The organism is Lichenicola sp., from assembly GCF_965198575.1.
Lineage (GTDB): Bacteria > Pseudomonadota > Alphaproteobacteria > Acetobacterales > Acetobacteraceae > Lichenicola.
This window is the reverse complement of record NZ_OZ240671.1, coordinates 2,483,116-2,502,656: the sequence shown is the minus strand read 5'-3', so window position 1 is coordinate 2,502,656 and position 19,541 is coordinate 2,483,116. Positions and strand designations below refer to the sequence as shown.

Below are 19,541 nucleotides of genomic sequence, written 5' to 3'. Positions count from 1 at the left end.
GTCCGATCGTAACCATTCCTTCAGTCTTTGCAGCCATCAATGGAGTGCCGGATCGGTTCGCACACTGGAGACATGCCTTTGCTTCGCGCCACCAACGTCACGATCCGAACCAGGCTCATCGCAAGCTTTGCCGCGGTGTTTCTCTGCACCGTCGGGCTCGGCCTGTTCGCCATGCAGCGGCTCGATGTCCTGAACACGGCGTCCGCGGAGGTCCGCAACAGCATCCTTACAGGCACCCGGGCACTCGGCGAGCTCGCGTTCCAGACCATGCTCTATCGCCAGGTCGAAGCCTCGGCAGCGCTGGCGCCCGATCCTGACGCCCGGCTCCGGGAAGAAACCACGCTGGCCCAGGTGCATGATCGCGCGGATGCCGCTCTGACCGCCTATGCAGCGTCACGCAGCCACGGCGCTCAGCAGACGCTCGCCGATCTGAGGCGATGCTGGACCGACTACGTGGCGCAGAACGAGAAATATTTCGCGTCCCTGCACGCCAGCGATATCGACGGCGCGAGCGCTTTGTATAGCGGCGACATGCGCAGCGGGTTCAGCCTGTTCCAGGAGAAACTCCAGGCCGAGATCGGTCACAGCGTCGGCAACGGCATCGCGGCATCCCGTCATGGCGACAAGCTGGGCCGGTCCGCCCGCACCTGGATCGGCGCAGTGCTGGGCCTGACCGCGTGCCTCTGCAGCATCATCGGCTGGTCGCTGATCCGCGGGATCTCGCGGCCGCTGACGGCAATGACATCGGCGATGCGCCGTCTTGCAGACCGCGATCTCGCGACACCGGTGCCGTATTCCGGGCGCAGCGACGAGGTCGGGCGGATGGCGGCTGCCGTCGAAGTGTTCAAGGACAGCATGATTGCCGCCGAGCGCATGGCGGTCGAGCAGGCGGCCGATCAGCAGGCGCGGCAGCAGCGGAGCGAGCGGATCGAAAGCCTCGTCGCGGGGTTCGAGCGACAGATCGGCGGCACGGTGGCGGTCCTCGCCTCGGCATCGTCCGAAATGGAGGCCACCGCTTCATCCATGACCAGGACGGCCGACCAGACCGACCAGCAGGCGATCGCGGTCACGCGGGCCGCCGAGGAGTCCAGTTCCGGCGTGCAGACGGTCGCCGCCGCCTCCGAGCAGCTTGCCGCTTCGATCTCCGAGATCAACCGGCAGGTCACCCTGTCGGCGGGCTTGACGAGCGAGGCGGTCGGCAGCGTCCGGCGCACCGACGACACGGTGCGGGCTTTGTCCGAAAGCGCCGGCAGGATCGGCGACGTGGTCGCGCTGATCAACTCGATCGCCAGCCAGACCAACCTGCTGGCACTGAACGCCACGATCGAGGCCGCGCGTGCCGGAGATGCCGGCAAGGGTTTCGCGGTGGTCGCGTCCGAGGTGAAAAGCCTGGCGCAGCAGACGGCGCGCGCCACCGGCGATATCGCCGCCCAGGTCACGCAGGTGCAACGGGCCACCCACGCCGCTGTCGCCGCGATCCAGGAAGTCGGCGGCATCATCGAACAGGTCGGCGTCATCACGACATCGATCGCCTGCTCCGTGGCGCAACAGGGTGCCGCCACGTCCGAGATAGCGCGCAACGTCCAGCAGACCGCGATCAGCGCCCGGACCGTCACCACGAGCATCTCCGGCGTCAGCCACGCCGCAAACGATACCGGCATCGCCGCCGCGCGGATGCTCGGTGCCGCCGGCGACCTGTCACGCCAGGCGGGAACCCTCTCGAGCGAGGTCGATCGCTTCATCACCTCGGTCCGGCTGGCCTGAAGAGCATGCGTGTGACAGTTCGGCCGCAGGGAACTTCGAGCGCCCCAAGGCCGATTGCACGTGCGTGGACATGCAGGTCGGCCCGCAGATCGAAACGGACGGATCATCGGGCTCACCGCGTCGCCGGCTGACAGGCTGGCTGCCGGCCCATGCGTCGCGTGGCAATGGCCGGGCGCACCGGCTGTTCCACCCGCTCTGCGGTGCTGCGCCCGATACGCTGCTGCAACTGCTGCTGAAGGGCGGCGTCCAGCCGGCGCGCGCGCATGTCGTGGCCATCGCAGTGGCGATGACGGTGCTGCGGCTGCCCTTCACGCTCGGCGAGGCCGCAACCGCTCATGCGATGCTTCGGCTCCGGACGCACCGGCACGGAACCCTGCCTGCGCCTGTTTTCATCGTCGGCCACTGGCGCAGCGGCACCACGCATCTGACGAACCTGCTGAGCAACTCGCCCGAGTTCGGCATCCTGTCGCCGATGTCGGTCGGATTGCCGGCGGAGGCGCTGGGCCTCGGACGGCTGGCGCGACCCTTCATCGAGCAGTTCTTTCCGCGCACCCGGCTGATCGACACGATGCCGCTCAGGCCCGACCTGCCGCAGGAGGACGAGCTGGCGATGGCCAACCTGTCCACCCTCTCCTGCACCCACGGCCTGTATTTTCCCGACCGCCTGCTGGCCGAGTTCGACCGCGGCGTGTTCCTGCAGGACGTCGGCGCTGCCGAGTTGGCAAGCTGGACGCGCCGGCTGGTCCACTATGTCGGCAAGATGACGCTCGCTGCCGGTGGCCGCCCCTTGCTGATCCGTAATCCTGCGAACAGCGCCCGCATCCCGCTGCTCCGCTCGATCTGGCCGGACGCCCGCTTCATCCATATCCACCGCGAACCGGCCGATGTCTGCGCCTCCTCCACGCGGATGTTCGCGACACTGATCCGTGAATTGTCGCTGGGCAAAACCGACGCCGCCGACACCCATGCGCGAGACCTGGTGGCCCGGCTCTATCCCCGCCTGATGACGGCGCTGGCCACCGACCTGGAGACGATCCCGGCCGGACACGTCACCGAGATCCGCTACGAGACGTTCCGGCAGCATCCACTCGAGGAGCTGGAACGGGTTCACGCCGAACTCGGCCTCGCGCTGAGGAACACCACCCGTCAGGCCTTCGCCAACACGCTGGCGGCAGCTCCGCCGCATGTGCCGTCACGGGCGCCGATGGGCAGCCCCGGTCTGGACTGGCTCCCGGCGCACCGGGCCATCTTCGAGCGCTGGAACTACGCAGTCCCGTCCGGCTAGCGACGCCGCGGCTGCGCCACCCCCGCCGACAGCCGGCGCTCCGCGATCCGCGCCAGCCGCACGAACGGCAGGCCAAGCAGCAGATAGGCGGCGCCGATCAGCAGGCCGGTGCCGAAATAGTCGTAGTACGTGGTCGAAAGCCGCACATAAGCCTGCGTCAATTCTGTGAGCGTGATCACGCTGACCAGGGAGGAGTCTTTCAACAGCGAGATGAAGTCGTTCGTCATCACCGGCACGACGAAGCGGAACGCCTGCGGCACCACCACATGCCGCACCGCCTGGAACTGCGTCATGTTCAGCGCGAGTGCTGCCTCCATCTGCCCGTGCGGCACCGACTGCAACCCGGCGCGGTAATTCTCCGCCTCGTATGCTGCGTAGTTCAGCCCAAGCGCGATCACGCCGGCCAGGAACGGATCGAGCCTGACGCCGAGCGACGGCAGACCGTAGAAGATGAACAGGATCTGGATCAGCAGCGGCGTCCCGCGCACGATCTCGATATAACCCGTCGCCAGCATCCGCAACGGCCAGCTGCCGTAGCGCCGCGACAACGCGAGCACCAATCCCCAGGCCACCGCCAGCACCATGGCGCAAGCCGAAACCGCCAGCGTCATCAGCGCCGCCCGGCCGATCAGCGGCAGGAAGCTCGCATACCGATCCATCCGGTCGCGCCAGCCTGGCGTCGGCCGAGTCGCCTGCAGCCAATGCTGCCATGCCGTCGCCGCCACCGGCTCGGTCGAGGCGTCGCCGGTGAATGCCGCCATCTCCGGCGTCCACATCGCCCAACGCCCGAGAATGCGACGTAGCGTGCCGTCCCGGCGCATCCCCTCGAGCCCATCATCGATCTGCTGCCTGAGCGCATCGTGACCTTTGGCGATCGCAATGCCGTAGGACAGCTCACCGATCGGGGCGCCGACGAGTTTCAGCCGCGGGTCCGGCACCGCGTAATACAGCGCGATCGGCGCATCCAGCATCACCGCATCGAGCCGGCCGTTGGCCAGATCGGAATAGGCGTTGGTCTCGTCCTCGTACGATCGCAGCGTGATGCCACCGGCCTTCTCGAGCAGACGCTGGCTGGTCGTGTCCTTCAACGTGCCGACCACATGCCCGCGCAGTGCCGCTATCGTATCCAGACCGACCGCGTCGCGTCGCACCGCGATCTGCTCGTACGTGCGATAATACGGCGCTGAAAAATCGACCGCCTCCTGGTGCTCGGGAGTGATCTCGATGCCGTCGAGCACAACGTCGTACAGCCCGCGATTGAGCCCCGGGATCAGCCCGTCCCAATCGTTCTGCACGAACACCGGAGCGCGACCGATGCGTTTCGCCAGCGTCTCGATCAGCTCGGTCTCGTAGCCGGTCAGCTTCGACTGGTCGGCCGGGTCATGGATGACGTACGGCGCCCCGGATTGCGCATCGGCGGCCCAGCGCAGCGGCTCGGCGGACGCGGCACCCGACAACAGCAACCACACCGCAGCAAGCGCGCCGCACAACGCCCTCACAGGAACTGCCGCAGGAAACGCCGTGTGCGCGGGTCGGCCGGATTGCTGAACATCACCTCCGGCTCTGCGATCTCGACGATCCGGCCGGCCTCCATGAACACGATGCGATCGGACGCGGCCCGCGCAAATCGCATCTCGTGCGTCACCACCAGCTGCGTCATGCCCTCGTCGTCCAGCGTGCGCATCACCTGCAGCACCTCCTCGGCGAGCTCCGGATCGAGCGCCGAGGTGGGCTCATCGTACAGCATCACCCGCGGCGCCATCGCCAGCGCCCGGGCGATCGCCGCGCGCTGCTGCTGGCCACCGGACAGCGTCGCCGGATAACGCCGCGCGACCGATCCAAGCCCGACCTTCTCGAGCAGGCGCATCGCATCGCGCTCGACCAGGCCACGCTCGCCCCGTTTCACCACGCGCGGCGCCAGCATCACGTTGTCCAGCACCGTGCGATGCGGAAACAGGTTGAACCCCTGGAACACCATGCCGACCTGCGCCCGCAGATCATGCGCCAGCGCCTCGTCGACACGCCGCCACCGACCACCGTTGCGCGACATTCCATGCCCGACCAGCCGAAGTTCTCCGCTATCGGGCACCTCGAGCAGGTTCAGGCAACGCAGCAGCGTCGACTTTCCGCACCCCGATGGGCCGATGATGGAGACCAGTTCGCCGCTGGCCACATCCAGCGAGATCCCGTCCAGCACGGCCTGGCCGTCGAAGCTCTTGCACAGGTCGCGCACGCACACGACCGTCTCGGGAAGGTCGATCGTCAGCGGGATGCTCCGGGCGGGCGGGCGGCGGTTCTAGGCCGCCTGCGCCATGCCGCGCAGCACGTATTGCAGGATGCCGCCGTGACGGTAGTACTCGACCTCGTCGACGGTATCGACGCGGCAGATTACCGGCACGTCCAGCGTCGAGCCGTCGGCGCGGGTGATCGCAAGCGTCAGCGTCATGCGCGGGCTCAGCTTGTCGAGGCCCTTGATGTCGATCACCTCGTCGCCGACCAACTCAAGGGTCTGGCGCGTCGTGCCCTCGTTGAACAGCAACGGCAGCACGCCCATGCCGACCAGGTTCGAGCGATGGATGCGCTCGAAGCTCTCGGCCACGACCGCACGGATGCCGAGCAGGACTGTGCCTTTCGCCGCCCAGTCGCGCGACGAGCCCATGCCGTATTCCTTGCCGCCGAACACGATCAGCGGCACGCCCTCCGCCTTGTATTCCTCGGCCACGTCGTAGATCGAGCCCTGCGTGCCGCCCGGATAATGCTTCGACACGCCGCCTTCGACACCCGGCACCATCTCGTTCTTGATGCGGATGTTGGCGAACGTGCCGCGCATCATCACCTCGTGGTTGCCGCGACGGCTGCCGTACGAGTTGAAGTCGTTCTGCGCGACCTGGTGCTCGGTCAGGTACAGACCCGCGGGCGAACTCTTCTTGATCGAGCCGGCCGGCGATATGTGGTCGGTGGTGATGTTGTCGCCGAGCAGCGCCAGCACGCGCGCCCCGAGGATATCGCCCTTGTCGACAGGCTGCATGGTGATGCCCTCGAAATAGGGCGGGTTCTGCACGTAGGTCGAGCCACCATCCCACTTGAAGGTTTCCGATCCCGTGGCGACCTGCAGCGCCTGCCACTCCTTGGTACCGCGCGACACCTGGCCGTAGCGCTCGATGAACTCGTCACGCGAGATCGAGCTCGCCATCAGGTCGGCGATCTCCTTGTTGCTCGGCCAGATGTCCGCGAGATACACGGGCTTCCCGTCGTGCGAGGTGCCCAGCGATACGGTGGTGATGTCCTCGCGGATGGTGCCGAGCAGCGCGTACGCGACTACCAGCGGCGGGCTCGCAAGATAATTCGCGCGCACGTTCGGGCTGATGCGGCCTTCGAAGTTGCGGTTGCCCGACAGCACCGACACGGCAACCAGATGGTTGTCCTCGATGGCGTCGACGATATGCTCCTCGAGCGGCCCCGAGTTGCCGATGCAGGTGGTGCAGCCATAGCCGACGGTGTTGAAGCCGAGCGCATCCAGATCCACCGACAACTCGGCCTTGTCGAGATACTCGGTCACCACCTGCGAGCCCGGCGCCAGCGACGTCTTCACCCACGGCCTCGGGGTGAGGCCGAATGCGCGGGCCTTTCTTGCAACCAGCCCGGCCGCGATCATCACCGCCGGGTTGGAGGTGTTGGTGCACGACGTGATCGCCGCGATCACCACGTCGCCATGCCCGATCGAATAGTTCGTGCTCTCGACCGCAACCTTCTTGTCGACGTCGTTGGCCGGCACACCCAGCGAACCGGTCAGCTCGGCGTTGAACGCGGTCGCGGCATTCTTCAGCGCCACCCGATCCTGCGGCCGCTTCGGACCGGCCAACGACGGCTCGATCGTGGAGAGATCCAGTTCCAGCGTGTCGGTGAACACCGGGTCCGGCGTGTCGCTGTCGCGGAACATGCCCTGCGCCTTGAGGTACGCCTCGACCAGCCGGATGCGGTGCTCGTCACGGCCGGTCTGGTGCAGATATTCGAGCGTCAGCGCATCGACCGGGAAGAAGCCGCAGGTGGCGCCGTATTCCGGGGCCATGTTGCCGATCGTGGCGCGGTCCGCCACCGGCAGCGTATCCAGGGCGGCGCCGTAGAACTCGACGAACTTGCCGACGACGCCCTTCTTGCGGAGCATCTGCGTCACCGTCAGCACGAGATCCGTGGCGGTGGCGCCCTCGGGCATTTTTCCGGTCAGCTTGAAGCCGATCACGTCGGGGATCAGCATGGCGATCGGCTGGCCGAGCATGGCCGCTTCCGCCTCGATGCCGCCGACGCCCCAGCCCAGCACGCCCATGCCGTTGACCATCGTGGTGTGGCTGTCGGTGCCGTACAGCGTGTCCGGATAGGCGAAGGTCTCGTCCCCAATGGTCGCCGTCCACACCGCCTGCGCGATGTATTCCAGGTTCACCTGGTGGCAGATGCCGGCACCCGGCGGCACCACCGAGAAGTTCTCGAACGCCTCCTGGCCCCAGCGCAGGAACGCGTAGCGCTCGCCGTTGCGCTCGAACTCGACCTCGACGTTGCGCTGCAGGCTGTCGGCGGTGCCGGAGAAGTCGACCATCACCGAGTGGTCGATCACGAGGTCCACCGGCACCAGCGGGTTCACCTTCTGCGGATCGCCGTTCAGTGCGGTGATGCCGTCGCGCATGGCGGCCAGGTCGACCACCGCGGGCACCCCGGTGAAGTCCTGCATCAGGATGCGGGCCGGCTTGAACGGCACCTCGCGCCTGCTGCTGCCGGTCTCGAGCCAACCCGCGACCGACCTCGCGTCATCGACCTTGTAGGAGCGGTTATCCTCGAAGCGCAGCACGTTCTCGAGCAGCACCTTGAGGCTGACCGGCAGCCGGCTGACGTCGCCGATCGCCTTCTGCGCCTCGGGGATGGAGAAATAGTGGTAAGTCTTGCCGTCCACTTCGAGCAGCTTGCGGGTTCCGAGAGTGTCCTGACCGACCGACTTCATGATGGCATCCCCTAGCGGCTGTCCGTGCCTGCCGTCGCCGTGCGGCGTCCGAGGCACCGAGAGAGCGGCGATACGGACGGCAGGGGCGCGGCTTGAATTCACATTCCGCTTAGAACATACCGTGGCGACCGTCCGAAACAAGCCGACGCGCCCGCAGCCCTGCCCCGGGGAGTCCATGATCCTCGCTCCAGCGGCCCCGTCTCCTCCCATCGGGCTGCGCGCGGCGGCACTGGTGGTGCTGCGCTCCGACCGGCTGGTGCTCGACGGCATCAACCTGCAGCTCGCACCAGGCGAGGCGCTGCTGCTCACCGGTCCGAACGGCGCCGGCAAGTCCACCCTGTTGCGCGCCATCGCCGGCCTTTGCCCGCTTGCCGCTGGCCGGATCGAGTGGGACGGCGCCGACATCTCCGACGACCTCAGCCGCCATGCCGCCAGGCTTGCCTATCTGGGCCACCAGGACGCGCTGAAGCCCGGCCTTACTGTCCGCGAGAACCTGCGGCTCACGGCCCGTCTTGGCGGCGGCGATCCCCTGGCCGCGCTTGGCGCGTATGGGCTTTCGGACCTTGCCGACCTGCCCGTCCGGCTGCTCTCGGCCGGCCAGCGACGGCGTGCGGCTTTGGCGCGGGTGCTGCTGGAAGCGGTCCCGCTCTGGTTGCTCGACGAGCCCTCGCTCGGCCTGGACGACGCCGCCCTCGATCGGCTCGGCACGGTGCTCGCGTCGCATCGCGCGCACGGCGGCATGGTGATCGCCACCACCCATGTCGGGCTGCCGATGCCGGAAGTGCGTCACCTGGCGCTCGGCGCATGACCGCCGCCACCGCCGGCGCCCTTACCCGCTTCAACGCAGTGCTGATGCGCGACCTGGTGCTCTCGTGGCGCCACGCGTCGGACACCCTGGCCGCGGTGCTGTTCTTCCTGCTGGCCGGCGCGCTGTTCCCGCTAGCACTCGGGCCGTCGCCGGCGCTGCTGGCCCGGATGGCGCCCGGCATCGTCTGGGTGTGTGCGCTGCTGGCGGCCCTGCTGCCGCTGGATCGGCTGTTCGGCGCCGATCTCGAGGACGGCTCGCTCGACCAGCTCATGCTCGTGGGCCTGCCGGCGCCGGCGATCACGCTGGCCAAGATCTGCGCCCACTGGCTCACCACCGGGCTGCCGCTGCTGCTCGCCGCCGCCCCGCTCGCGGTCATGTTGGGGCTCGGGCCGGCCGCGATCCCGGTGCTGCTGGCAGGGCTCCTGCTCGGCACCGCGGTACTATCCCTGATCGGCGGCATGGCCGCAGCGGTGGTGTGTGGTGCCAGGCGGGCGGGGGTGCTGTTGCCGCTGCTGGTGCTGCCGCTGGCCACGCCGGCGCTGATTTTCGGCGCGGCGGCGGTCGATGCGGCGCAGGCTGGTCTCGACTGGCATCCCGACCTGCTGCTGCTCGGCGCGTTCCTGGCACTTGCGGCGCCACTCTGCCCGCTGGCTGCCGGGGCTGGCCTGAAGGCTGCATTGGAATGAACTGCAACATCGGGGTCACCCGTCGGACCCGGTGCTGGCGGAACCGCCCGACCGCAGCCACGTCAAGACGGCACGAGAGGAATTGCGAACCATGTTGATCGAGACGATTCTGGATATGAAGGGTCACGATGTCGCCAAGCTGCGGCCCGAAAGACGGGTCTCGGCGGCGATCGCCCTCATGGCGGAGCGGCGGATCGGCGCCGTCGTCATCGAGGACAGGGGCCGTGTCGTCGGCATCTTCTCCGAGCGCGACCTGGTCAAGCTGCTCGCCCGCGAGGCCCACGCTGCCCTCGACAGCACGCTGAGCTCGGCCATGACCTCGCCGGTGATCACCTGCCGCAAGGAGGACCGGCTGGATCAGGTCCTGGCGGTGATGAGCCAGCGCAACGTGCGGCACCTGCCGGTCATGGAAGGCGAGAGCATGTGCGGGATCGTCAGCATCCGCGACCTGGTGCGGCACCGGCTCCAGGAAAAAGAGCTCGAGGCGGCGACGCTGCTCGACATCTCGCGCATGCAGGGCTGACACGCGCCGACCGGGCACGAACGAAAACGGCGGCTCCCTCAGGAGCCGCCGCATCGAACCGGGAAAAAGTCGGTCCGAGACCTATTCGGCGGGCTCGACCACGACCTTGCGGGTCGCCGCCTTCTTGATGGCGAGTTCCTTCACCCGCGCATCGACGTGCTCGTTATAGTTGTATTCGGCCGGCCGCTGGTTCGCGAGCGAGATCTCGGGAGCCATCTCGCCCTCGGTCTGCGGACCCTTGAGCGCCACCTTCAGGATGTGCAGCGGCCGCTTCACGGCGTCGATCACCGCACTCGACTCGTAGCCCGAATGGACCATGCAATCGGCGCACTTCTCGTAGTTGCCGGTGCCGTACTGCTCCCAGGCGGTGTCCTCCATGAGCTCCTTGAAGGTCGCCGCGTAGCCTTCGCCCAGCAGGTAGCAGGGCTTCTGCCAGCCGAAGACGTTGCGCAGCGGCTTGCCCCAGGGGGTGCAGTGGTAGGTCTCGTTGCCGGCGAGGAAGTTCAGGAACAGCGGCGACTGGGTGAACTTCCACTTCTTGCCCTTGCCGAGACGGAAGGTGTCGCGGAACAGCTGCTTGGTCTTCTGGCGGTTCAGGAAGTGCGCCTGATCGGGAGCGCGCTCATAGGCATAGCCCGGCGCGGTCATGATGCCGTCGACGCCCATCGCCATGACTTCGTCGAAGAACTTCGCCAGCCGCTCGGGTTTGGCGCCGTCGAACACGGTGCAGTTGATCGAGACCCTGAAGCCACGCTTCTTGGCCTCGCGGATCGCCGCCACGGCCCGGTCATAGACGCCGTCCTGGCAGACCGACGCGTCGTGCATGGCCTGGTCGCCATCGAGATGGACGTCCCACGAGAAGAACGGGTTCGGCTTGTAGTCGTCGAGCTTCTTCTCGAGCAGCAGCGCGTTGGTGCAGAGATACACATACTTCTTGCGCGCCAGCAGCTTGGCGATGATCTCGGGCATCTCCTTGTGCAGCAGCGGCTCACCGCCGGCGACGGCGATGACCGGCGCGCCGCACTCGGTATCGGCGTCGAGGCACTCCTGCACCGACAGGCGCTGGTTCAGGATCGGCGCCGGATAGTCGATCTTGCCGCAGCCGGCACACGCCAGGTTGCAGCGGAACAACGGCTCGAGCATCAGAACCAGCGGGTAACGCTGGCGCTTCTTGAGGTGCTGCTTGACGACGTAGGCGCCGACTCGGACAGCCTGCATGATCGGAACGGCCATGCGAACGTGTTCTCCTAAACCTTCCGGCGAGCGCCGGATCATCTGCTCGGGTGCGCCACGGTCGATCGCCCGCGCATCGCCGATCTCGTGTCATCAATGATGGGGGCAAACCAGTCTGCCAACAATCACGGAAACGAGACCAGATCGACGATGATGGGCGCTGGATGGCGTGAAACGCTGAATAGACGCATAGCTATAGGGCATTCACTGTTCCGGCAGCAAACGCGGCAGCTGCTTCGGCATGGCAATTCTGCAACAGGATGCACCTGGACCCCTGTCGGTCGGCGTCGCTTGGTTCTAAAGGATGCTGCATTGGGCGTATCCGTGACCAGCCACGGCTCGGCGCCCCGAACCAGACCGGACGACGGCCGCCACCGGGCCCGATGCAGCCGGCGCGAATGGACACTTCAGTGGACATGGACGAATTGGATCTTCCGGGTATGAATTCGCGCTACCCGCTTCTCGACCGCGTCTCGTCGCCGCGTGACCTCCGCAACCTCTCGGCCGAGCAGTTGCGCCAGGTGGCGGACGAGTTGCGTGGCGAGACGTTGGACGCCGTATCGATCACCGGCGGCCATCTGGGCGCGTCGCTCGGCGTCGTCGAGCTGACGGTTGCGCTGCATGCGGTGTTCGACACCCCCAGCGACCGTCTGATCTGGGATGTCGGCCACCAGACCTACCCGCACAAGATCCTGACCGAGCGCCGCGACCGCATCCGCACGCTGCGCCAGCCCGGCGGCCTGTCCGGCTTCACCCGCCGGTCGGAGAGCGAGTACGACCCGTTCGGCGCGGCGCATTCCTCCACCTCGATCTCGGCCGGCCTCGGCATGGCGGTGGCGCACGACATCCTCGAGGCCCAGGGTGCCGCCACGGTCGCCGACCGGCACGTCATCGCGGTGATCGGCGACGGCTCGATCTCGGCCGGCATGGCCTACGAGGCGATGAACAATGCCGGCTCGTCGAAGGCCCGGCTGATCGTCATCCTGAACGACAACGAGATGTCGATCGCCCCGCCGGTGGGCGCGATGTCGGCCTACCTGACCCGGCTGCTGTCGAGCCAGAAGTTCCTGAGCCTGCGAGATCTCGCCGGCAAGGTGGCCCGCCGGCTGCCCAACGGCATCGAGCGCACCGCCAAGAAGGCCGACGAGTATGCCCGCGGCATGCTGACCGGCGGCACGCTGTTCGAGGAGCTGGGCTTCTATTACATCGGCCCGATCGACGGCCATAACATGGACCACCTGCTGCCCGTGCTGCGCAACCTGCGCGATGCCGACGAAGCAGGTCCCGTGCTGCTGCACGTCATCACCCAGAAGGGCCGCGGCTACGCGCCGGCCGAAGCCTCGGGCGACAAGTACCACGCGGTCGCCAAGTTCAACGTCGTCACCGGCGAGCAGACCAAGGCGCCCCCGGGACCCCCGACCTACACCGCGGTGTTCGGCCGCGAGCTGGTCGCCGCCGCCGCCGCCGACCCCAAGATCGTGGCGATCACCGCGGCGATGCCGTCCGGCACCGGGCTCGATGCGTTCGCCAAGGCCTATCCGGACCGCTTCTTCGATGTCGGCATCGCCGAGCAGCATGCGGTGACCTTCGCCGCCGGCATGGCGACCGAGGGCTTGCGGCCGTTCTGCGCGATCTACTCGACGTTCCTGCAGCGTGCCTACGACCAGGTCGTGCATGACGTGGTGCTGCAGGGCCTGCCGGTGCGCTTCGCCATCGACCGCGCCGGCTTGGTGGGGGCCGACGGCGCCACCCATGCCGGCAGCTTCGACCTGAACTATCTCGGCTGCTTGCCCGGAATGACCCTGATGGCGCCGGCCGACGAGATCGAGCTGCTGCACATGACCGCCACCGCGGCCGCCTTCGATGACGGCCCGATCGCCTTCCGTTACCCGCGCGGCAACGGTTTCGGGCTGGAGCCGCTGCCGGCGCGTGGTTCGATCCTGGAGATCGGTCGCGGTCGGGTGCTCCGTGAGGCCGGACGCCAGCAGGGTCGCGAACAGGGCGGCATCGCGCTGCTCAGCCTCGGCTCGCGTCTCTCCGAGACACTCAAGGCCGCCGACGAGCTCGCCGCGCGCGGCCTACCGCCGACCGTGGTGGATGCCCGCTTCGCCAAGCCGCTGGATACCGAACTGGTCGAGCGCCTGGCCCGCGACCATGCCGTGCTGATCACCATCGAGGAGGGTGCCGCCGGCGGCTTCGGCTCGATCGTGATGCACCATCTGGCCCGCACCGGCCTGCTCGACCAGGTGCGCGTCCGTCCGCTCACCCTGCCCGACCGCTTCATCGATCACGACACTCCGAACGCCCAGATCATCGAGGCCGGCCTGTCCGCACGCCACATCGTGCAGGCCGCACTCGGCGCGCTGGGTGTCAGCGATGCGGCGGCAGGGGGCTTGCCGCTCAGCCGCTCGGCACCGACATCCTGACCCTGATGCGCACAACGAACCTCCTCACGGGGCTCTGCCTGGCGATGCTGGGCACGGTTTCGCTCTCCTCCTTCGGTCATGCGCAAGCGACGCAAGCCTCCGCAACCCAGCCGGCAACCTCCGGTCCCGTGGCCACGGTCTCAGCCCTGTATGCCGGGCTTACCCAGGTCGAGCATTCCACGGCGCCGTTCAGCCAGCGCGTACAGCTGCTGACCCCGGTGATCGACCGGGCGTTCGACCTGCAGACGGTGCTGCAGAACTCGCTCGGCCTGCGCTACAGGACCATCCCTGACGCCCAGAAGCAGCAGCTCCTGGAGCAGTTCCGGCAGTTCACGGTGGCACGCTACGTGTCCAACTTCGCCGCCGGGGGCAACGACAGCTTCACCGTGGATCCGGCGGCGACCGCCTCGCCGATCCCCGGCGAGCAGATCGTCCACAGCACGATCGGTGGCCATGACGGCGGCTCCGGCACGCAGATCGACTACGTGATGCGGCAAGGCCCGGCAGGCTGGCAGGTGGTCGACGTGCTGCTGAACGGGAACATCAGCCAGGTCGCCGTGCAGCGCGCCGATTTCGGTTCCAGCCTGACCTCGGGGGATGCTACCCCGCTGATCGCCAGCCTGAAGAAGAAGACGCAGTCCTTCTCCGAGGGCTGACCGAGCAGAGCCTGATCGACCGCCAGAAGTCCGACCGCCGTCATCCGATCGTCACCCCCCGACCGCCGCCCAGGGCCCAACCTGCCTCATGATGCTTCAGCACACCCCTGCCATCATGAGCGTCGTGTCGGGCGGAATTGCCGGGCTGGGGTGCGTACAGGCCATCATCGGCGCCGGATTGCTGTCAAGCTTCGGCCGCCGCGCGGCACTCCCTGACCGCTCCGGCAGCGCCGGCGGATCGTTCCTGCCGCCGGTCACGGTGCTGAAGCCGCTCTACGGCGACGAGCCGCTGCTCGAGGACGCGCTGGCGAGCTTCTGCATGCAGGTCTATCCGACGCTGCAGATCGTGTTCGGGGTACAGAGCCGCAGCGACCCGGCGATCGCCGTCGTCAAGCGGCTGCAGGCACGCTTCCCCGACCTCGACCTGATGCTGGTCGTCGACTCGACGCCGCACGGTGACAACCACAAGATCGACAACCTCATCAACATGTTGCCGCACGCGTTGCATGATGTGCTGGTGATCTCGGACTCGGACATCCATGCCCAGCCGGGGTACCTGCGCCGGGTGGTGCAGGCGCTGCATCGGCCGGGTGTGGGCCTGGTGACGACGCTGTATGGCGGTCGTGCAGCCAGCCCGAGCATGTCGCGCAGGCTCGCAGCCGGCCAGCTCAACTACAATTTCCTGCCGGGTGTTTTGATGTCGCGGCTGCTCGGCCGCCAGGATTGCCTGGGTGCCACGATGGCGCTGAGCCGGCGCATGCTCGACTCGATCGGCGGGTTGCCGGCGCTCTCGCCCCACATCGCCGACGACTCGGCGCTCGGCCAGATGGTGCGCGCCGAGGGTGGCTCGATCGCCATCGCCGACGTCATGACCGTCACCACGACCGCCGAGACCGGCGTGCGCGACCTGTTCCTGCACGAGCTTCGTTGGGCCCGCACGGTGCGCAGCGTCGAGCCGCTGGGCTATGCGCTCTCGGCAATCCAGTTCCCGCTCTTCTGGGGAGCCTTGACGGTGCTGCTGGCCGAAGGCGCCCACTGGAGCTGGGCCGTATTGGCACTGGCATGGCTGGTCCGCGGCGTGTGCGGCGCGCTGATCGACCGGATGCTGGGCCTGCCCAGGACGCTTCCGGTATTGCTGCTGCCGCTGCGCGACTGGCTGTCGGCGGCGGTGATGGCGGCAAGTTTCACCGGACGCCGGGTCGCCTGGCGTGGCCAGACGATGCAGCTGCCGGACCGTGTCAGCCTCGCGCAGACACGACGTGAGCTGGCGCCGGGCGTGGATGCCGGCGCATGATCGGCCGCGGTGAATCGCCTTACCCGCAAGAACTAGATGACGCTGGGGCTGCCAGGGCGTATTGGACCCGGCTGCCCGTTCGACCCATGTCAGCGCATTGCTCGACCCGAGGACGCCCTGCCCGATGATGAAGACCCTGTTCCTGCAGCCGCCCTCGTTCGACGGCTTCGATGGCGGCGCCGGCTCGCGCTACCAGGCCAAGCGCGAGATCAAGTCGTTCTGGTATCCGACCTGGCTGGCCCAGCCGGCGGCGCTGATCCCGGACAGCCGGCTGATCGACGCCCCGCCCGCGCGCATGGGCATGGAGCCGGTGCTGGCCGATGCCATGACCCGCGACATGGTGGTGCTGCACACCTCCACCCCGTCCTTCGCGTCCGACGTGAAGGTCGCGCAGATGCTCAAGGACGCCAAGCCCAGCCTCAAGATCGGCATGGTCGGCGCCAAGGTCGCGGTGCAGCCGGAGGAGAGCCTGGTCAAGGGGCTGCCGATCGACTGGGTCGCCCGCAACGAGTTCGACTTCACCTGCAAGGAGATCGCCGAGGGGCGTGACCTGAAGGACGTCGACGGCATCTCGTGGCGCAACAACGACGGCGTGATCGTCCACAACAAGGATCGCCAGCTGATCCACGACATGGACACGCTGCCGTTCGTCACCGACGTGTACAAGCGCGACCTGCATATCGAGGACTACTTCATCGGGTACCTGATGCACCCGTACATCTCGATCTACAGCGGCCGCGGCTGCAAATCCCGTTGCACCTTCTGCCTATGGCCGCAGACCGTCGGCGGACACGTCTATCGCACCCGCACCCCGGCCCATGTCGCGGCCGAGATCGCGCATGCGCAAAAGATGTTCCCGCAGGTCCGCGAGTTCTTCTTCGACGACGACACCTTCACCGACGACCTGCCGCGCGCCGAGGCGATCGCCCGCGAGCTCGGGAAGCTGGGCGTCACCTGGTCGTGCAACGCCAAGGCGAACGTGCCGCGCGACACGCTCAAGGTGCTGAAGGATAACGGGCTGCGGCTGCTGCTGGTCGGCTACGAGAGCGGCAACCAGCAGATCCTATACAACATCAAGAAGGGCATGCGGATCGAGGTCGCGAAGCAGTTCACCAAGGACTGCCACGAGCTCGGCATCAAGATCCACGGCACCTTCATCCTGGGCCTGCCGGGGGAGACCAAGGAGACGATCCAGCAGACCATCGAATTCGCCAAGGAGATCAACCCGCACACCATGCAGGTGTCCCTGGCAGCCCCGTATCCCGGCACCTTCCTGCACAAGCAGGCGACCGAGAATGGCTGGCTCGATGCCGCGAATGCGGAGCTGATCGACGAGAACGGGGTGCAGATCGCGCCGCTGACCTACCCGCATCTCAGCCACAGCGAGATCTTTGAGAGCGTCGAGGTGTTCTACCGGAAGTTCTATTTCCGGGCCCCGAAGATCGCCTCGATCGTCGGCGAGATGGTGCGCAGCCCGCAGATGATGAAGCGCCGCCTGCGCGAAGGCGTCGAGTTCTTCCAGTTCCTGCGGGACCGGCACGCCGCCTAGACCTTTCGGGATCCACGCGGCGATGTCGCGCCGCGTGCTGATCTCGGCGGATGATTTCGGGCTCTCGCTCGCGGTCAACGAAGGGATCGAGCAGGCGCATCGCGACGGCCTGCTGAGCACCGCCAGCCTGATGGTCGCAGGCGGAGCGGCAGCCGATGCGGTAGAACGAGCGCGGCGGATGCCTAACTTGCGGGTCGGGCTGCATCTCGTGGTGATCGAAGGGCCGGCGGTGCTGCGGCCGGCGCAGATCCCCCGTCTGGTCGATCGACAGGGGGTGTTCCCGTCGGACCAGCTCTCCCTGGGCCTGCGCTATTTCTTCAGGCCCGACGTGCGGCGGCAACTGGCACGCGAGATCGAGGCGCAGTTCGCCGCGTTCGCCGCCAGCGGCCTGCGGCTCGACCACGCCAACGCCCACAAGCACATGCACCTGCACCCGACCGTCGGCGCGATGATGATCCGCGCCGGCCGCCGGCATGGCCTCCGCGCGATCCGCATCCCCTGCGAGCCGCCGGGACCGCTGCAGGAACCCGACACTGCCGGCGCCCGCGCGCTGCGAGCCTGGACCCGGCTGCTCCGGAGGCAGGCGCGACGTGCAGGCCTCGCGACCAACGACAGCTGCTTCGGCCTGGCCTGGAGCGGCCACATGACGGAAGCCCGCCTGCTTCGCCTGGCGGCGGAGCTCCCCGATGGGTTCAGCGAGATCTATTTCCATCCCGCGGCCGGCCGCGACGCGCTGCTCGACACGCTGATGCCCGATTACGAGCATGAGGCCGAGCTGGCCACGTTGTGCAGTGCCCGGGTCGCCCGGGCCCTGCGCGAGGCCGGCGCCGCACAGGTCACCTGGCCGGACGCCTGAGCCGATCTCCCGCCGGCATCGCCACCCACCTGTCCTGCGACGGGCCTCTGCTGCCTGACACGGCATGGGTCGCCCGCCTTGCCCTCGATTGTCATGATGTTCCCCGTTGGCTCATCGCGGGACCCGGCTATGCTGGGGGCGACCGACGAACGGTCATCGCCTGGCGACGTCGTGCCGCCCCTGCCAGGTGATGCCGACCCGCCCTGCTGATCAGGTGACACTCTTGCGCAAGGCCGAGCCGCCTCCCCTTTCCGTCGGCGACACGCTGGGCAAGAGCCTGCGCCTGGTGCTCGCCGAGGGGCTGGACCATCTCGATGCCCACCGCACCGATGCGCTCGCGGGCGTCCCGGAGGCGATCCACCAGGCGCGGGTGGCATTGCGACGGCTGCGTTCCGCCCTGAAGCTGTTCCGGCGGCATCTGAACCCGGCCGCCCGCGACGGCTTCAACGACGCCTTGCGCGGGTTCGGCAGGACCCTGGGCGATGCGCGCGACTGGGACGTGTTCGTCACCGAGACCGTGCCGGGCGTGAAGAAGGCGCAGCCCGGCCTTGCCGATGCCCTCACCACGTTGCTGGAGCCGGCAGAACGCGCTCGGATGCAAAGGCATGCCGCCATGCGGGCGCTGCTCGAGGACGCGCGCACCGATGCGGTCCTGCACGACATCAGGGACTGGAGCGCCGAACCGATCGCCTTCTTCCCGCGCAAGATGGCGGGGCGGCTCATCGAGCAGGAGGCGGCGCCGCTGCTCGACGGGCTGGCAAGAACGGTGCGCCGCCGCGGTTCCAGGCTCCCGGAACAGGATGACGAGGAGCGGCATGCCTTGCGCAAGGCATTGAAATCGCTGCGCTATGGCATCGAGATGCTGGAGGCCCTGCATGATCGCGAGACCGCCAAGCCGTATCGCCAGGCCTTGAGCCGGCTGCAGGAGGATCTCGGCCAGCTCAACGACGCCATTGCCGCCGCGGAACTCGTGCATCGCCTGCCCGACCTGCCGGGGCGCGCGGTGATCGAGGCCTGGGCTGCGGACCGGCGGCAGACCGCCCTGGAGGAGCTGCCTGCCGCCTGGACCCAGTTCCGGGCGATGCCGTCGTTCTGGTAGGCCTAGGCCAGGTGCCGCTCAGCCGAGGTTCTGGCGAACCCATTCCTTGAGCTGGCTCTTGGGCAACGCGCCGACCTTGGTCGCGGCCGGCTTGCCGTCCTTGAACAGGATCAGCGTCGGCACGCCACGCACCGAATAGGTGTTCGGGGTCAGCGGGTTCTGGTCGATATCGACCTTGGCGACGGTGAGCTGGTCCTTGAACTCGGCACCGATCTCCTCGAGCGCCGGCGCGATCATCTTGCAGGGGCCACACCAGGTCGCCCAGAAATCGACCAGCACGGCGCCTTTCGACTTCAGCACGTCGGCATCGAAGGTCTCGTCGGTGACGGCCACCGTGTTCTCGCTCATCACGCTCTCCTAGATCGGTCTGGC

General features: G+C 67.6%; 16 protein-coding genes. 11 read left to right on the top strand and 5 right to left on the bottom strand.

Annotated elements, in window-relative coordinates; translation table 11 throughout:
• The first annotated feature begins 72 nt into the window (after positions 1-72).
• Positions 73-1,764: a methyl-accepting chemotaxis protein gene (locus ACOEQ2_RS11300; protein WP_419728084.1), complete on the top strand. Its 1,692-nt coding sequence runs from the start codon at positions 73-75 to the stop codon at positions 1,762-1,764.
• A gap of 70 nt (positions 1,765-1,834) precedes the next feature.
• Positions 1,835-3,049 (top strand): sulfotransferase family protein, encoded by a 1,215-nt coding sequence (locus tag ACOEQ2_RS11295; RefSeq protein ID WP_419728083.1) that lies wholly within the window; start codon positions 1,835-1,837, stop codon positions 3,047-3,049.
• Here ACOEQ2_RS11295 and ACOEQ2_RS11290 read toward each other — a convergent pair.
• The 3 genes from ACOEQ2_RS11290 to acnA form a co-directional block, all read right to left on the bottom strand.
• A complete protein-coding gene (locus ACOEQ2_RS11290) occupies positions 3,046-4,548 on the bottom strand; it encodes an ABC transporter substrate-binding protein/permease (RefSeq protein WP_419728082.1) in 1,503 nt (500 codons plus the stop codon). The two genes, ACOEQ2_RS11295 and ACOEQ2_RS11290, sit on opposite strands and share 4 nt — an antisense overlap.
• Complete coding sequence (locus ACOEQ2_RS11285; RefSeq protein ID WP_419731199.1) at positions 4,545-5,273, bottom strand: amino acid ABC transporter ATP-binding protein; 729 nt, start codon at positions 5,271-5,273, stop codon at positions 4,545-4,547. The genes ACOEQ2_RS11290 and ACOEQ2_RS11285 overlap by 4 nt, the downstream gene beginning before the upstream one ends.
• Positions 5,274-5,345: 72 nt before the next feature.
• On the bottom strand, positions 5,346-8,039 hold the full coding sequence (acnA, locus tag ACOEQ2_RS11280) for an aconitate hydratase AcnA (protein WP_419728081.1): 2,694 nt from the start codon (positions 8,037-8,039) through the stop codon (positions 5,346-5,348).
• A 175-nt stretch (positions 8,040-8,214) separates the two neighbouring features.
• Here acnA and ccmA point away from each other — a divergent pair, with 175 nt between their 5' ends.
• From ccmA to ACOEQ2_RS11265, 3 genes are all read left to right on the top strand, one after another.
• Positions 8,215-8,847 (top strand): heme ABC exporter ATP-binding protein CcmA, encoded by a 633-nt coding sequence (gene ccmA / locus ACOEQ2_RS11275; protein WP_419728080.1) that lies wholly within the window; start codon positions 8,215-8,217, stop codon positions 8,845-8,847.
• Positions 8,844-9,533 (top strand): heme exporter protein CcmB, encoded by a 690-nt coding sequence (gene ccmB, locus ACOEQ2_RS11270; protein WP_419728079.1) that lies wholly within the window; start codon positions 8,844-8,846, stop codon positions 9,531-9,533. The genes ccmA and ccmB overlap by 4 nt, the downstream gene beginning before the upstream one ends.
• 91 nt (positions 9,534-9,624) lie before the next feature.
• The gene (locus ACOEQ2_RS11265) at positions 9,625-10,056 is read left to right on the top strand and encodes a CBS domain-containing protein (protein ID WP_419728078.1); all 432 of its coding nucleotides are present in this window, start codon (positions 9,625-9,627) and stop codon (positions 10,054-10,056) included.
• An 81-nt stretch (positions 10,057-10,137) separates the two neighbouring features.
• Here ACOEQ2_RS11265 and hpnH read toward each other — a convergent pair whose 3' ends face one another.
• Entirely contained in the window at positions 10,138-11,289 is a 1,152-nt protein-coding gene (hpnH, locus tag ACOEQ2_RS11260) for an adenosyl-hopene transferase HpnH (protein ID WP_419728077.1), read from the bottom strand.
• Positions 11,290-11,687: 398 nt separating this feature from the next.
• Here hpnH and dxs point away from each other — a divergent pair, with 398 nt between their 5' ends.
• The 6 genes from dxs to ACOEQ2_RS11230 all read left to right on the top strand — a co-directional run bounded on the left by dxs (position 11,688) and on the right by ACOEQ2_RS11230 (position 19,169).
• A complete protein-coding gene (gene dxs / locus ACOEQ2_RS11255) occupies positions 11,688-13,715 on the top strand; it encodes a 1-deoxy-D-xylulose-5-phosphate synthase (protein ID WP_419728076.1) in 2,028 nt (675 codons plus the stop codon).
• A 5-nt stretch (positions 13,716-13,720) separates the two neighbouring features.
• On the top strand, positions 13,721-14,371 hold the full coding sequence (locus tag ACOEQ2_RS11250; RefSeq protein ID WP_419728075.1) for an ABC transporter substrate-binding protein: 651 nt from the start codon (positions 13,721-13,723) through the stop codon (positions 14,369-14,371).
• Between the two features lie 115 nt (positions 14,372-14,486).
• Positions 14,487-15,665, top strand: a complete 1,179-nt coding sequence (gene hpnI / locus ACOEQ2_RS11245) for a bacteriohopanetetrol glucosamine biosynthesis glycosyltransferase HpnI (RefSeq protein WP_419728074.1) — start codon at positions 14,487-14,489, stop codon at positions 15,663-15,665.
• Positions 15,666-15,789: 124 nt separating this feature from the next.
• Positions 15,790-17,214, top strand: a complete 1,425-nt coding sequence (gene hpnJ, locus ACOEQ2_RS11240) for a hopanoid biosynthesis associated radical SAM protein HpnJ (protein WP_419728073.1) — start codon at positions 15,790-15,792, stop codon at positions 17,212-17,214.
• A gap of 22 nt (positions 17,215-17,236) precedes the next feature.
• A complete protein-coding gene (hpnK, locus tag ACOEQ2_RS11235; RefSeq protein ID WP_419728072.1) occupies positions 17,237-18,070 on the top strand; it encodes a hopanoid biosynthesis-associated protein HpnK in 834 nt (277 codons plus the stop codon).
• 223 nt (positions 18,071-18,293) lie between these two features.
• Positions 18,294-19,169, top strand: coding sequence for a CHAD domain-containing protein (locus ACOEQ2_RS11230; protein WP_419728071.1), 876 nt, complete (start codon positions 18,294-18,296; stop codon positions 19,167-19,169).
• Positions 19,170-19,187: 18 nt separating this feature from the next.
• Here ACOEQ2_RS11230 and trxA read toward each other — a convergent pair whose 3' ends face one another.
• On the bottom strand, positions 19,188-19,517 hold the full coding sequence (gene trxA / locus ACOEQ2_RS11225) for a thioredoxin TrxA (RefSeq protein WP_419728070.1): 330 nt from the start codon (positions 19,515-19,517) through the stop codon (positions 19,188-19,190).
• Positions 19,518-19,541: the final 24 nt, after the last annotated feature.